At 71.4% G+C, this 13,132-nt stretch carries 14 protein-coding genes and 2 pseudogenes; 11 read left to right on the top strand and 5 right to left on the bottom strand.

Translation table 11 applies throughout. From position 1 onward, the window contains the following. Positions 1-45 precede the first annotated feature (45 nt). Positions 46-1,317, bottom strand: coding sequence for a YbfB/YjiJ family MFS transporter (locus AB0472_RS25500; protein WP_366359301.1), 1,272 nt, complete (start codon positions 1,315-1,317; stop codon positions 46-48). Positions 1,318-1,455: 138 nt separating this feature from the next. Here AB0472_RS25500 and AB0472_RS25495 point away from each other — a divergent pair, with 138 nt between their 5' ends. The 5 genes from AB0472_RS25495 (at position 1,456) to AB0472_RS25475 (ending at position 5,306) form a co-directional block, all read left to right on the top strand. Next, positions 1,456-2,037: a helix-turn-helix domain-containing protein gene (locus tag AB0472_RS25495; RefSeq protein ID WP_366359299.1), complete on the top strand. Its 582-nt coding sequence runs from the start codon at positions 1,456-1,458 to the stop codon at positions 2,035-2,037. A 354-nt stretch (positions 2,038-2,391) separates the two neighbouring features. Beyond that, a complete protein-coding gene (locus AB0472_RS25490; RefSeq protein ID WP_366359297.1) occupies positions 2,392-2,850 on the top strand; it encodes a cupin domain-containing protein in 459 nt (152 codons plus the stop codon). A gap of 139 nt (positions 2,851-2,989) precedes the next feature. Continuing rightward, complete coding sequence (locus AB0472_RS25485) at positions 2,990-3,739, top strand: SDR family oxidoreductase (protein ID WP_366359294.1); 750 nt, start codon at positions 2,990-2,992, stop codon at positions 3,737-3,739. 340 nt (positions 3,740-4,079) lie between these two features. Next, positions 4,080-4,793, top strand: coding sequence for an SDR family oxidoreductase (locus AB0472_RS25480; protein ID WP_366359292.1), 714 nt, complete (start codon positions 4,080-4,082; stop codon positions 4,791-4,793). Positions 4,794-5,174: 381 nt separating this feature from the next. After that, on the top strand, positions 5,175-5,306 hold the full coding sequence (locus tag AB0472_RS25475) for a hypothetical protein (RefSeq protein WP_366359290.1): 132 nt from the start codon (positions 5,175-5,177) through the stop codon (positions 5,304-5,306). Between the two features lie 334 nt (positions 5,307-5,640). On the opposite strand, the gene AB0472_RS25470 is transcribed toward AB0472_RS25475, so the two are convergent. Both AB0472_RS25470 and AB0472_RS25465 read right to left on the bottom strand, forming a co-directional pair. After that, a complete protein-coding gene (locus AB0472_RS25470) occupies positions 5,641-6,264 on the bottom strand; it encodes an NAD(P)-binding domain-containing protein (RefSeq protein ID WP_366359288.1) in 624 nt (207 codons plus the stop codon). 33 nt (positions 6,265-6,297) lie between these two features. Next, positions 6,298-7,032 (bottom strand): SDR family oxidoreductase, encoded by a 735-nt coding sequence (locus tag AB0472_RS25465; RefSeq protein ID WP_366359286.1) that lies wholly within the window; start codon positions 7,030-7,032, stop codon positions 6,298-6,300. Between the two features lie 145 nt (positions 7,033-7,177). Between AB0472_RS25465 and AB0472_RS25460 the strand changes: the two genes are divergently transcribed. Continuing rightward, positions 7,178-7,789, top strand: coding sequence for a helix-turn-helix domain-containing protein (locus tag AB0472_RS25460; RefSeq protein WP_366359284.1), 612 nt, complete (start codon positions 7,178-7,180; stop codon positions 7,787-7,789). A 368-nt stretch (positions 7,790-8,157) separates the two neighbouring features. Continuing rightward, positions 8,158-9,360: an alpha/beta hydrolase gene (locus AB0472_RS25455; protein ID WP_366359282.1), complete on the top strand. Its 1,203-nt coding sequence runs from the start codon at positions 8,158-8,160 to the stop codon at positions 9,358-9,360. Positions 9,361-9,507: 147 nt separating this feature from the next. Here AB0472_RS25455 and AB0472_RS25450 read toward each other — a convergent pair whose 3' ends face one another. Beyond that, positions 9,508-10,413: a helix-turn-helix transcriptional regulator gene (locus AB0472_RS25450; protein ID WP_366359280.1), complete on the bottom strand. Its 906-nt coding sequence runs from the start codon at positions 10,411-10,413 to the stop codon at positions 9,508-9,510. A 153-nt stretch (positions 10,414-10,566) separates the two neighbouring features. On the opposite strand from AB0472_RS25450, the gene AB0472_RS25445 reads away from it, so the two are divergent. The 4 genes and pseudogenes from AB0472_RS25445 to AB0472_RS25430 all read left to right on the top strand — a co-directional run bounded on the left by AB0472_RS25445 (position 10,567) and on the right by AB0472_RS25430 (position 12,737). Continuing rightward, on the top strand, positions 10,567-11,307 hold the full coding sequence (locus AB0472_RS25445; protein WP_366359278.1) for an SDR family NAD(P)-dependent oxidoreductase: 741 nt from the start codon (positions 10,567-10,569) through the stop codon (positions 11,305-11,307). A gap of 69 nt (positions 11,308-11,376) precedes the next feature. Beyond that, positions 11,377-12,203, top strand: a pseudogene (locus tag AB0472_RS25440) (alpha/beta hydrolase). Continuing rightward, on the top strand, positions 12,196-12,372 hold the full coding sequence (locus AB0472_RS25435; protein ID WP_366359276.1) for a hypothetical protein: 177 nt from the start codon (positions 12,196-12,198) through the stop codon (positions 12,370-12,372). The pseudogene AB0472_RS25440 and the gene AB0472_RS25435 overlap by 8 nt, the downstream one beginning before the upstream one ends. Beyond that, on the top strand, positions 12,369-12,737 hold the full coding sequence (locus AB0472_RS25430) for a hypothetical protein (protein ID WP_366359274.1): 369 nt from the start codon (positions 12,369-12,371) through the stop codon (positions 12,735-12,737). Before AB0472_RS25435 ends, AB0472_RS25430 begins: the two co-directional genes overlap by 4 nt. A gap of 104 nt (positions 12,738-12,841) precedes the next feature. On the opposite strand, the pseudogene AB0472_RS25425 reads toward AB0472_RS25430, so the two are convergent. Next, a pseudogene (locus AB0472_RS25425) lies at positions 12,842-12,922 on the bottom strand (helix-turn-helix domain-containing protein); the annotation flags it as partial. Between the last annotated feature and the right edge of the window lie 210 nt (positions 12,923-13,132).

Raw genomic sequence — 13,132 nt, 5'->3', positions numbered from 1 at the left:
CGGTGAGGGTCCTGTGTTCACGATGCCAGTGGTGAGGCACGGCCTCTACCGCCTGACCAGCTCGGCCGCCTGCCCGGCGCCCGCTTCCCGCACGGTCGGCCGGGAGCGGGCCAGGTGGCCGGCACCGTCCAGGAGGAGTCCGGCGGCCACGGCGCAGACGCCGAGCACGAACAGCAGACGGTGCTCGCCGTCGCTGCGGTCGAAGAGGTAGGAGAAGCCGTAGGAGGACAGGGCGAGCAGCAGGGCCGAGACGACGGTGGCCCTGCTCCAGGCCGCGGCCTGCGCCTCGGGGCGCCGGGGCACGAGCTGATGCACGCGTCCGAGGAACACGGGGACGATGCCGGGCGGGAAGGAGCCGATGACCGCGCTGAGCAGCATGATCGGAATCAGGCCGGGCACGGTGCAGAGCCCGACCAGTGCGCCGGCCTGCACGACGGAGGTGAGGCGGATGGTCGCCGCGAAGCCGATCCGGTCCGCGAGCAGTCCGTAGGCGGTGGGGCCGGCGATCGCGCCGAGGCCGTAGACGATCCAGACCAGGGCGCCGTGTCCCGCTCCCTCGCCGAGGCCGCGGGAGACGAAGTCCACGAGGAACTCCATGGTCGGCACGAGGCTGACGCAGAGCAGGCCGTACTGCCCGAGGGCCAGGTTCAGCCGGAGGGAGCCGGCGGCACGGCGCACCGGCCTGCGCCGAGGCGCCCCCTGCGCGACGGCGGACGGCGCCGCGACGGCGGACGGCGCCGCGGCGGGGGTCGGCCAGCCGCCCCAGCTGAAGGCGGTGAGGACGGCACACAGGACGGCGAGCCCGATCCAGGTCGCTCGCAGGCCGTGGTCGAGCAGGAGAGGGATCAGCGTGCCCGTCGCGGCGATGCCCAGACCCAGCCCGAGGAAGACGGCCCCACCGGCCAGGCCGCGACGGCGGTCCGGCAGATACGGCAGGACGGCGCCCGCCACCCGGACCATGATGATGCCGCCGGCCAGCCCCGAGGCGAGGCGCCACAGGAAGAACCAGCTCACCGAGACCGGAACGCAGCAGGCCAGGATGGAGAGGGTCGCCAGGACCATCGACCAGCGCAGCGCCCGGGGGTCTCCCAGCAGGCGCTCGACGCGGCGGGCGGTCAGGGCGCCGATCAGGTAGCCCGCGAGGTTGGCGGCGCCGAGGTAGGCGCCGGCGGTCGGCGAGAACCAGTGGTCGCGGATCAGTTCGGGCAGCAGGGGGGTGTAGACGAAGCGGGCCAGGCCGATGCCGACGAAGCTTGCCGAAGCGCCTGCCGAGATGGCGCGCCAGGGCGGGACCTGCCGTATGGAGGAGGTGGACATGCGAAGGATCCGGTTTCTGCGAGCGGAGCGGCCTCCGTCGAGGGTGGGGCCGCAGGGCCGACATCTTTGACAGCCCTGTCATGTTTGACAGGGTTGCAAACTTTGACGGGTACGTCAAAGATGAATTAGCCTGGCGCCATGGCAGGTCGACGTCAGTTCGATGAGAAGCAGGCGCTGGAGCAGGTCCTGGACGTCTTCTGGCGTCAGGGCTACGGCGCCACCTCGATGGCCGACCTGGCGGCGGCGACCGGCGTGCAGCGAGGTTCGCTCTACAACGCCTACCGCGACAAGGAAGCGCTGTTCCTGCGCGTCTTCCAGGACTACGAGCGCGCCTTCCTCGCCGACGCCGCCGCCCGGCTGACCCATCCGGACCTGCGGCAGGCACTGCTGGACTTCTTCGACTTCACGATCGACTCGATCACCGCGGGGACCCCCGCCCGCGGCTGCCTGTCGACCAGGACGGCGACCGACACCCGGGCCGGGACGGAACCCATCCGGGCCGCACTGCGCGGCATGCTGGACGGTCTGGAGGGCGTCCTCACCCAGCGGCTCTCCCAGGACGACGCCGCGGGCCGACTGACGGTCCCACCGGTCGACGCGGCCCGCGTCCTGGTCACCGCGACCCGCGGAAACGTCGTCGTGGAGAGCGTGTACGAGGATCCTGAGCGACTGCGGACCGCCGCCAGAACCCTCGTCGACATGATCGTGCGGGCCGCCTGACGGCCCGCGACGGAACGGCGTCGGCTGCCGGACGCGGGCCGGCCGCCGGTCGCGGTGCCCCGGCGCAGAGCGCGGCCGCAGCCGGTGCCGGGTCGCGACAGGCCTCCTAAGCTGGAGATGCTCGGGACCCGCCGGAGGTGTCCCACGTCCGCGAGCACAAGCGGGAGCGCCGCCTCGCACGGCCGTCATGCCTCCCCGGCGCGGAGAACCCCCTGCACCCCCGCCCGTTCCCACGCGGCCGGGGACGACGACACCGCGCGGCCGTGAGCCGGGCACCCTCCGCGTCCGCCCGCGTCGGCCACACTCCCGGCGAACGAGCATCAGCAAAACCGCAGACCGGACAGGAGACCGATCATGATCGGACTACGGATCGCCGGTGGACTGCTGGCAGTCGCCACGCTGAGCACGGCCACCGCGTGCGCAAGCCTGGATGCGAGTGCGCGTGCCGAGGGAGCGGGGGTGGCCGCGGCATCGACACGCCCCACCGATCACCTTGAGCTGCTGTTGCAGCAGGCTCTTCCGACGGTGAAGGGCAAGACGTTCACCGCGGCGATCGTCGACCTCCCGCCCGACGCGCGCGCCGCGCCGCACCGGCACGGCCAGGCGTTCGTCTACGCCTACGTCCTCGAAGGCACCGTACGCAGTCAGCTCGAAGGCAAGCCGGTGACCACCTACCACCAGGGGCAGAACTGGGTCGAGCAGCCGGGCGCCCATCACCTCCTGACCGAGAACACCAGCCCGACCAAGGCGGCCAGGCTCCTGGTCGTCTTCGTCTCCGACACCGGGGCCGCCCTCAAGACCGACGACCGGTAGATCACCGAGGCGGTCCGCGCCCCTGTGAACGGCACGCCGGGGAACGGCGGGGCCCGCCCGCACGGCGTAGCCCTGGCGGCGACCGGGACCGCGCCGACCTACGGTCGGGAGCACAGGTCACTCACCAGGGGGCGCAGGAATGAAGACAGCCGTGATCGGTGGCACCGGCTTCGTCGGGGCGAGGCTCGTGGAAAAACTGCGATCCACGGGGCACGAGGCGACGCCCCACGGCAGGTCCACGGGGCTCGACCTCCTGACCGGCGCGGGACTGCCGGACGCGCTCCGCTCGGTCGACGTCGTCGTGCTCACCATCGACGCACCGTCCTTCGACGCGGCCGCCTCGCCGTTCTTCCGCAGCACCACGCTGAACCTTCTCGCCGCCGCCGACAGGGCGGGCGTCGGCCACATCGTCCTGCTGTCGATCGTCGGGATCGACCGGGTACCGGGAGCCGACTACTACAAGGCCAAGGTCCTGCAGGAGGATCTGATCGGGTCGGGCCCGATTCCCTTCTCGGTCGTACGGGCCACCCAGTTCATGGAGTTCGTGGAGCCCATCATGTCGTGGACCAGCGACGGTGACGTGGTCCGCCTCCCCACGACCCGGCTGCAGCCGATCGCCGTGGACGAGGTCGTCGGCGCACTGGTCGACGTGGCGACCGGCGCACCCGTCAACGGCACCGTCAACGTCGCCGGACCCGATGTCTTCCCGCTGGACGAACTGGGCCGCATGACCCTGCGGGCGCGCGGTGACGAACGCACCGTCGTGGTGGACGAGTCGGCGGGCCTGTTCGGCGCCGTCCCCGAGACCGCCATCATCGCCCCGCCAGGAGCGCGCATCGGCCGCGTGCACTACACCGACTGGCTCACGAGCGGACCGCCCGCCGCGTAGCCAGGTGGTCGTCCATGCAAGGCCGCGTAGCCAGGTGGTCGTCCATGCAAGGTGGACTGCACCTCGTACAACCAAGGTGCGCAGCACCCCGTACGACCGGATCGAGGCACCCGGCGCGGTGTCCAGATGACGGGCCGCAGCGCGCCCGCGGCCAAGTACGCGTGCAGGCACGCGCTCAGGGCCGCGGCGGCCCACACTCCGCGCGGCAACAGATCGGAACGCGTCTTATGACTCGTATGTCACATATTGGACGGGCTCCCTGTCATGCAGGTGAGCGAGCGAGGGCCTTCCTCTGGACCGCCCCGTGGTCGCTGCACCACCTCCGACGAAAGAGATGATCATGAGCACGCACAGCAGGAAGGTCGCGGTCGTCACCGGCGCGTCACAGGGCATCGGAGCCGGTCTGGTCGCTGCCTACCGCGAGATCGGCTACAACGTGGTCGCCACGTCCCGGAACATCTCCCCGTCCGGCGACCCGGGCACCCTGACCGTCCAGGGCGACATCGGCGACCCGGCCACCGGCAGGCGCGTCGTCGACGCCGGTGTGGAGCGGTTCGGGCGCATCGACACCCTGGTCAACAACGCCGGGATCTTCGTCGGCAAGCCCTTCACCGAGTTCACCAAGGACGACTTCACCTGGCTGCTGGCCGTGAACCTGCACGGCTTCTTCCACATCACGCAGGCGGTCGTCCCACACATGCTCGACCAGGGCGGCGGCCACATCGTCCAGATCACGGCCAGCAACGCCGAGCACGCGATCGGAGTCGTCAACGGCACCATGGCATCGCTGACCAAGGGGGGTCTGGAGTCGGTGACCAAGGCGCTGGCCACCGAGTACGCCAAGCAGGGCATCCGCGTCAACGCCGTGTCCCCCGGCGTGATCAGGACCCCGATGCACTCGGCCGAGACTCATGGGTTCCTCGGCTCCCTCCACCCCGTCGGCCGTATCGGCGAGGTCAGCGACGTCGCAGACGCCGTGATCTACCTGGAGAAGGCGCCGTTCGTCACGGGCGTGGTGCTGCCGGTCGACGGCGGTCAGAGCGCCGGCCACTGACGACCCGCCGCCGCGCCCACTCGATACCGCGCCGTCGGCTCGGCCGTCCGCCTGGCCCGGTGAGTTCTGGTGACTGGGCGGAGTAGGCGCCCGCCCTGCCTGTGCGGGGCGGACGCGCGGCGCTGTCAGGGCGGTCGCGCGGCTGGGGCCGGGCACGGCGTGATCCCCGGGCCGCCATTTCACAGCTCCGCCACCGTCTCCCGCAGATACCTCTCCAGCCGCCTGACCGACGCGGCCACGCCTCTCGTACCGAGCCGGCAGGTGCAGAGACTGCGGACGACCGTCGGCTGTCGCATGGGCAGGGCGACGACGCAAGGACGACCTTGATCGGATCGTCCATGAGGTGCTCTTGCCTGAGCCCGGCGGGCACCGTCCCGGGGCGTGTTCGTCGTCGAAGGTGATGGCCGGGTCGATCGCTCCCTGGAACAGCAGCGCATGCGTTTCGCGCTGCTCAAGTTCACGGAGTGCGATGCGAACGGAAGTGTGCTCTGGCCTGTCCGATCCGTCATGTGAGCTGATCAGAGCCGTGGTCATGCGGCAGTTCCCTGTGGGATGTCAGGGCTGTCGACGAGCGCCTACTCGGCGAACTTCGCCACCACCATCCGGGTACCAAAGACCTCTGAATGTTGCGCTTCACGTCGGACGGAGGGGCTGCCGCCGAAAGCGCAGGCATTTTTGCGGTCACGGCAGGGCGGTGAACCAACAGGGCTCCTGTGCTGCCGAGCTGAGACGCCGAGCACCTCCCTCGACGGCACGGGAGCCCTGTCCGTCGTACACCGCGCCCTCGCGCCGGTTCCGCCCCTGATCGGCAGCCGCTCGCTCCGAAGACGCCCCGTCAACCGCCCGCTCAGGCGGGAAGTTCGGTGACGCTCAGGGCGAAGTCCAGGTTCCCCACCCCGTGGTTGGCGAGGCCCACCGTGACCACGCCCGCTCCTTCCAGCCAGTGCGCCATCTTCAGGCCCCCGACGTCCAGCGGGCGCATGCCGAGGCTCTTGACGAACGCCTCCACGCCGGCCTTGGCCTGCGCATCGTCGCCGGCGATGAAGACGTCGGGCCGGCCCTTCTCCAGGACATGGCGGAAGACGGTGTTGAACGCCTTCACCACGCCGGCGCCGGCCGGTGCCGCCTTGGCGGCTTCCTGCGCGATCGAGGTCGCCTCGCGGTGGGCCAGCCCGTCGAACGTGGCGTTGAAGGGGTTGCTGATGTCGACGATGACCTTGCCCGCGAGGGCGTCCCCGTACCGGGTGACGGCCGGGACGACACCGTCGTACAGCAGGGCCATGATGACGATGTCCCCGGCCGGGGCGGTACCCCATTCCCCCGTCGTGGTGCCGCCGCCGAGAGCGTTGGCCAGGTCGGCGGCCTTGGTCCGGTCGCGGCCCATGACCTCGACGGTGTTGCCGCCCGCTATGGCCCGCGCGCCGATGGTGCGAGCCATGTTCCCGGTGCCGATGATGCTGATGCTGCTCATGGGATGTCCTGCCCTGGTTGTGTGTTGTCCGGCTCAGATGGCGGTGGTGCCGCCGTCGGCGACCAGTTCCATGCCGTTGACGTAGCTGGAGTCGTCGGAGGCGAGGAAGAGGGCGGCGGCCGCGATCTCGTCGGGGCGGCCCATCTGGCCGCGGGGGATGAGGGACTCGAACTGCCGCTTGGTGGCCTCGTCGAAGAGCTCCTCCTGCTTGGCGGTGGCGACCTGGCCGGGGGTCAGGACGTTGACGCGGATACGGCGGTCCTTGAGCTCGTTGAGCCAGACGCGGGCCCAGGCCTGCTGGACGGCCTTGCTGCCGGCGTAGACGCTCCAGCCGGGGAACGCGCCGAGGGAGGCGTTGGAGCCGGTCATGACGATGGAACCGCCGTCGTTGAAGAGCGGCAGGGCCTTCTGGACGGTGAACAGGGTGCCGCGGGCGTTGAGGTGGAACGCGGCGTCGAAGTGGGCCTCGGTGATCTCGCCGAGCGGGGCGGGCTCGCCCCCGCCGGCGCTGGCCCAGAGCACGTCGAGGCTTCCCTTCTCACGCTTGACGGTGTCGTACAGGCGGTCCAGGTCGTCAAGGTCGGCGGCGTCGCCCTGGACGCCGGTGACGTTGCGGCCGATCTTCTTCACGGCCTCGTCCAGGGCGTCCTGGCGGCGGCCGGTGATGAAGACGTGCGCTCCCTCGTCGGCGAACAGCTTCGCGCCTGCCAGTGCCATGCCGCTGGTGGCGCCGGTGATGACCGCGACCTTGCCGTCGAGCTTTCCCATAGTCGTTCCCTTGGGTCGGTGATGCCGGTACGTGCCCGGGGAGACGGTGTTATGTACACCGCCCTGTGTGCTTACGGTACGGGGCGGTCGGCCGGGGCGCAAACTAAGTACACCGGTCGTTACCCGACTGCGGTACGCTGGACCCATGACGGAGTTGGAGAAGGGCCCCACGGGCCGCCGCCGCGGCCGGGGCGCCCGCGAACGCATCCTCGGCGCGTCCCAGCAGCTGTTCCGCGAGCAGGGCATCAACCGCACCGGCATGGACCAGCTCTGCGCGGCGGCCGAGGTGTCCAAGCGCACGGCCTACCAGCACTTCGCGGGCAAGGACGAACTCGTCGCCGAGTACCTGCGCCGGTTCGACCCCTCCGTCCTGTCCGACGTGTTCGACCGCACCGACCTCACGCCCCGCGAACGGCTCCTCGCCGCCTTCGACATCGCCCCCGGCACCCCTCTGTGCCCCTACATCGCGGCGGCCGTCGAACTCCACGACCCCCAGCACCCGGCATCCCAGTACGCGCGCGACTACAAGAAGGCCGTCGCCGCGCGGCTCGCCGACGCGGCCCGCGAAGCCGGCGCCGCCGACCCTGAACAACTCGGCGAGCAGCTCGCGCTGCTCCTCGACGGCGCCGCGGCACGTACCCGCGTCCTCGACGCCGACGCCTTCCCCGCCGCCGCTGCCGTCGCCGCCGTCCTCATCGACAACGCCATCCCGGCCACGGCCGGCGATGACCGGCGGCGGGAGGAGACGTCGGGCTGACTTGGCGCCTCGCGCCCGTACTGGAGCGCTGCCGGCAGGGAGACGGCACCCGCGAGGCACTTGCCGTCCTCCCGGGGCCGGTTGCCTGCCGGCTGTCGCCGTGGGGGAGGCCGCCTGGACCGCTCAGTCGGTCGTGGGCGTCAGGGGCCAAGGGGCCGTGGCGTGGTTCCGTGAGTCTGCTGGAGTGCGCCCGTGCCTGGCAGCCCCATCACACCGCCGCCGGCGGCACGCAAGGAAAGGGGCTCAACACAGTCGACGGCGCGGTGCTACGTTTGTCCTGCGCCTTGTACACGTCACGTTGATGAGCTGTGCCCACAGGCCGACGGGCTGGTGTCTTGCGGTCCGTGGCGCCGGCAGGGGGAGTCACGGTGCCGTTCGCCCAGGTGATCAGCAGCAGCGGGATGCTCACGCTGATGACCCTTCTCGCGCTGCGCCCGCCGCGACCACGGCGCACCACACCCTTCACGTTCAGCTTCTTTCTCACCTTCCTGATCAACGAGCAGCCGTTCCTCGCCCTGTATGCGCTGGCTGCCGGTGCGCTACCGCCTTTGCTGGCCGGAGAGACGGGAACGCTGTCGTGGTGGCTGGGCGCGGGCACGGCCGCGGGCACCGCGGCCGGACTGCTGGTGCTCGCGGTGCGGGCCCGCACCGCCCGGCCCCGGCTGACCACCGCACTGCGACAGGCACTCGGGCCGCAGGCGGTGGCGCCGCGCGACAGCCGCGGCCTGTGGTCGATCGTGCGCCTGCTGGTGCTGCCCCTGATCTCCTACCGGTTCGACGTACGTCGGGTGGCCAACCTCCGCTACGGCGACGCAGGCCGCGGCCACCTGCTGGACGTGTACGTCCCCCGGGCAGGGACGGCGAACGCTCCGGTCCTGGTCTACCTGCACGGCGGCGCCTTCCGCATGGGCAGCAAGATGATCGGTGCCCGCCCGCTCCTGTACCGGCTCGCCGGCCGGGGCTGGGTGTGCGTGAGTGCCAACTACCGGCTGGGCGGCCGACTGGACTACGCCGACCGGCTCGCCGACGTGCGGCAGGTCATCCGGTGGGTGCGCGACAGCGGCGCCGCCTACGGAGCCGATCCGTCGGCGGTGTTCCTCGCCGGGGGCTCCGCCGGGGCTCATCTGGCGGCCACGGCCGCGCTCACCGCATCCGCGGCACCGGGGCAGCCGGACGGCGAGGAGGCCGGCCCACCGGTGGCGGGGGCGATCGGCTTCTACGGCTACTACGGGCAGGCCGACGCCGGCGCCGACTCCACCCCGCTGGCGCACCTGCACCCCGACGCCCCGCCGTTCCTCGTCGTCCACGGCACACTGGACACGCTGGTCCTGGTCGAGGACGCCCGCCACTTCGCGTCCGAAGTCGGGCGCGTCTCCACCCAGCCGGTGGTCTACGCCGAACTCCCGGGCACCCAGCACAACTTCGACTTCTTCCCCTCGCTCCGTTTCCACGCCGTCACCGACGCGGTCGAGGACTTCGCCGCCTGGGTGCGCGCCACCGACGCGGCCGGACCGACGCACTTGGATACGGCGCCCGCCCGCCGGGAGGATGATCCCGGCCGGCACCCCTAGGGCGTGCACCGAGTCGCGATCAGTGGGCAGTGGATGTGAGGTCTTTGATCCAGATCGCCGAGGCGCGTAGGTGGGGAGGGCGAGGTTGTCTTCCGGGGTCTTGTCGTACCGCGCGGCGATACCGCGGCAGGCCTTGCGGGCGTGGCGTCACGGTCGGTGTCGGCCCCGACTGTCCTGCGATGGCTGGGAGGCGTCGACGTCGCGGCCTGTCGGCGGGTCGACGGACGCAGCGGGCCGCTGCCCGTCGGCCGGGGCGAGGGAGGTCAGCAACTGGAGCTTCTCGGCGGCGTCGCTGTCCTGGTCCGGGTAGTAGAGCACGAGCAACAGGTCTCCGACGGCGAGCTTCTCGCGGTTGAGGTGCAGTTCGCCTACGACCGGATGGTTGACGATGCTGGTGTAGCCGAGCGCTTTGACGTCGTGCCGTGCCCACAGGGTGCGAAAACGGCTGCTGGCCAGGGACAGCTCGCCGACGAGTTCGACTGAGCGCTGGTCGGTGACGCTGTCGTCCACCGAACGGCGAAACGCCGCGACGGAGTCGACGACCGCCGCCTCCCAGTCGTGCTGGAAGTGGCGTTCCTCGGGGTCGAGCAGCAGGGAGCGCAGCCGGTTCGCGCCAGGCCGCAGCCGCGGCGACAGCGCCATCGCGAGCTGGTTGGAGGCCAGGACGTCGAAGTGCCGGTCCTCGACGAACGCCGGCACGTCCACGGCCGCCAACAGATGGTGCAACCGGGCGGGCAGGCGCGGCGCGCGCTGCCTGCGGCGGGCCGGCGGCCGGGGCCCGTTGAGTCCGAGCAGGTACTCGGTTTCCAGGTCGTCGAGGTGCAGGACACGGGCGATGGCCTGGAGCACCTGCGGGGAGGGGTTGTGATCCCTTCCGCGCTCCAGCCGCAGGTAGTAGTCCGCACTGATGCCGGCAAGCATCGCGACCTCCTCGCGGCGAAGCCCTGGGACGCGCCGGTTGGCGCCACTGGGGATGCCGGCCTGCTGCGGCGTGACCAGGTCGCGGCGGGCGTGCAGGTACTGGCCCAGCCGGTTCGCGTCGTCTTGAGGCATACCTCCCACGGTAGCCGCGGCCGACTGTCGCAGAGAGGGTCCTGGCACACCCCGGATCGGCAGGGCCTTTCTCGTTCCACGGCATGTGAGCGAGCCTGCTTGCGGAAGATCCGGTAGTTGCTGGACGACTACCGAACGTCACAGGAGGTTCTGGTGAAGCTCACCCATCGCACAGTGCTCATCGTCGGTGGCACCTCTGGCATCGGGCTCGAACTCGCGCACCGGTTCGCGAAGGACGGCAACACGGTCGTCGTCGGCGGGCGCCGGCCCGAGCCACAGGACGGTCTGCAGTCCGTTCGGCTCGACGTCACCGACCCCACCTCGGTCCTGCGGGCCCGCGACGAAGTGCTCGCCGCACACCCCGACCTCGACGTCGTCGTCACCATGTCCGGAGTCCTGCTCACCGAAGACCTGCGCGACCCCGCGCACATCACCGACGCCGAGAACATGGTCGCCACGAACCTGCTCGGTACCATCCGGACGATCGACGCCTTCACGCCGCACCTGATCGGCCGCGGCGCCGGAACGATCATCACGGTGAGCTCGGGAATCGGGTTCCTGCCCTTCCCGCTCATGGCCACCTACGGCGCCACGAAGGCCGCGGTCCACTCCTACACCGAGTCGCTGCGGGCGCACCTGGCCGGGACCGGCGTTGAGGTGGCCGAGCTCGTGCCGCCGGCCGTCGCGACCCCCGCGATGGCGAAGCTCAACCCGGCGGCCGTGCCGATCGACGAATACCTCGATGAGGTGATGGAGCTGCTGGCCGTGGAGCCCACGACCCCCGAGATCATCGTCGAGGCCGCGCTGCCGCTGCGCTGGGCCGAGCGGGACGGCACCTACGCCGAGCTCCTGGAGCGCCGCTCCGCGCCGCTGAACAACCTGCCCGGCCGCTGATCGGCCCGCTTCCGGGCCCGGCCGCTGATTCCGCTGCCGTGGCTATCGAGATCAACTACGGAGATCGCCATGACTGAGTTCCTGGACGTGGAAGGCGGCACTGTCGCCTACGAGGTGACCGGCTGCGGGCCGCTGACGGTGCGTGCGCACGGGATCGGCCAGAGCCGCGGCACCTGTCGGTTCATGGTCCCAGAGTGGGTGGCCGCCGGTTACCGGGTCGCGGCCGTGGACCTGCGAGGCAGCGGAGAGCCGACCGCGACGTGGCCGTCCTGCACCCGTACCGACATCGCCGGCGACCTGATCGCACTGATCGAGCATCTCGGTGGTCCCGCGGTGCTGGTCGGCCACTCCGTCTCGGGCGGTGCCGTGACGATCGCCGCTGCCAAGGCGCCGGCGCTCGTGAGCGCCGTCGTCGAACTGGCCCCGTTCACCCGCAAGGTGGAGTACTCGCTGAACGCCCTGGGCGTGTCCCGCTACCGCAACGCCGCGAAGGCGATCTCGGCCGTCGCGATGCTCGGCAGCCACCAGCAGTGGCGGAAGTACCTGGAGCTCGCGACCCCGGAGCCGCGCCCGGCGGACCGGGCCGCGAGCCTCGAGCGCACCGACGCGGTGCTGCACGAGCCGGGCCGGATGAAGGCCCTGCAGAAGCAGATGAACAGCGCCGCCGACGGCGGTGCCCAACTCGGCGACGTGCACTGCCCGGTCCTGGTCGTCTGGGCACCCTCGATCCCGACTGGAGTGACCCGAAGGCCGAGGGCGAGGCCATCGTGGCCGCGCTGCCGGAGGGCGTCAGCCGGCTCGAGATGCTCCCGGGGGCGGGCCACTACCCGCAGGTCCAGTTCCCGTCGCCCGTGGTCGGCCTGGTGCGCTCATTCCTGGAGACGGCCCGTGCCTAGGGCCGGGCTCGACCGGGCCACGGTCACTGCGGCTGCGTCGGAACGCGCCGACGAAGTCGGCTTCGCCGGCCCGGCCATGGGCCTGCCGGCCGAGCGGGCCGGCGTGCGGGCCGAGGCCGCCATCGGCGGGCCCGACACGGCGCCGCTCCATGCCGGGGAGGGGTCATGACCCAGGCCGCCGACTCCCCGAACCGCGCCAACGCCGCCTCCGGGCTGCGGTTCCTGACCGAACTGATCGGCTGGACGGCCGCCCCGTGGGCGCTGCACCGGGTCGACTGGGCGGTCGCGATCACCGCGCTGGTCCTGCTGATCGGGCTTCCGGCCGTCGTCGGAACACCCGGCGACCGCCCCTTCGACCCGCCGGTCGCGATCCCCGGCGCAGCGATGCTCCTGCTCGTGCTCCTCGAAGTGGCCGCCGCGGCGGTGGCGCCGTGGTGCGCGTGGCCCACGTGGGCGGCGGTCGTCGCAACCGCGCTGGCCGCGACGTCGGTCGTGCTCGAACAGCCGCGCTGGCGTTGGCTGTTGCGCCACTAGATCATGACTCGACACGCACCCTGGTGCTGTGACCACGTAGACACCTCGGGCGGCTGGCCCGCCAAGCCAGGGCGGTCATTGTCCGAGTGCGCGGCAACAGCATCCTGGCCCCCCGCCCACTGAGGGTCCAGGCAGGCATGACCGATCTCGTTGAACCGGTGGAAGACGTCCCGGACGGTGCCCTCGCCCGGTCCGCGCCCACGGACAGACTCAACCGCCGTGCCTCCAACGGTCGAAGTCGAAAGGGACGTCACCGCACATCCACCCCCACCCGCCGATCACTGCGACAACTGCCGCGCTCTGTCGGCGTGCGGACGGCACGCCGGCGCCGGGTCCCCGCGGGGGCGGGGGGGGGGCGGGGGTGGGGGCGGGGGGGGACCGAGGCGCAGCAGGTG

The organism is Streptomyces sp. NPDC086777 (genome assembly GCF_040702065.1).
Taxonomy (GTDB): Bacteria; Actinomycetota; Actinomycetes; order Streptomycetales; family Streptomycetaceae; genus Streptomyces.
Note: the sequence above shows the minus strand (reverse complement) of the source record. Positions and strands in the feature narration are given on the sequence as shown.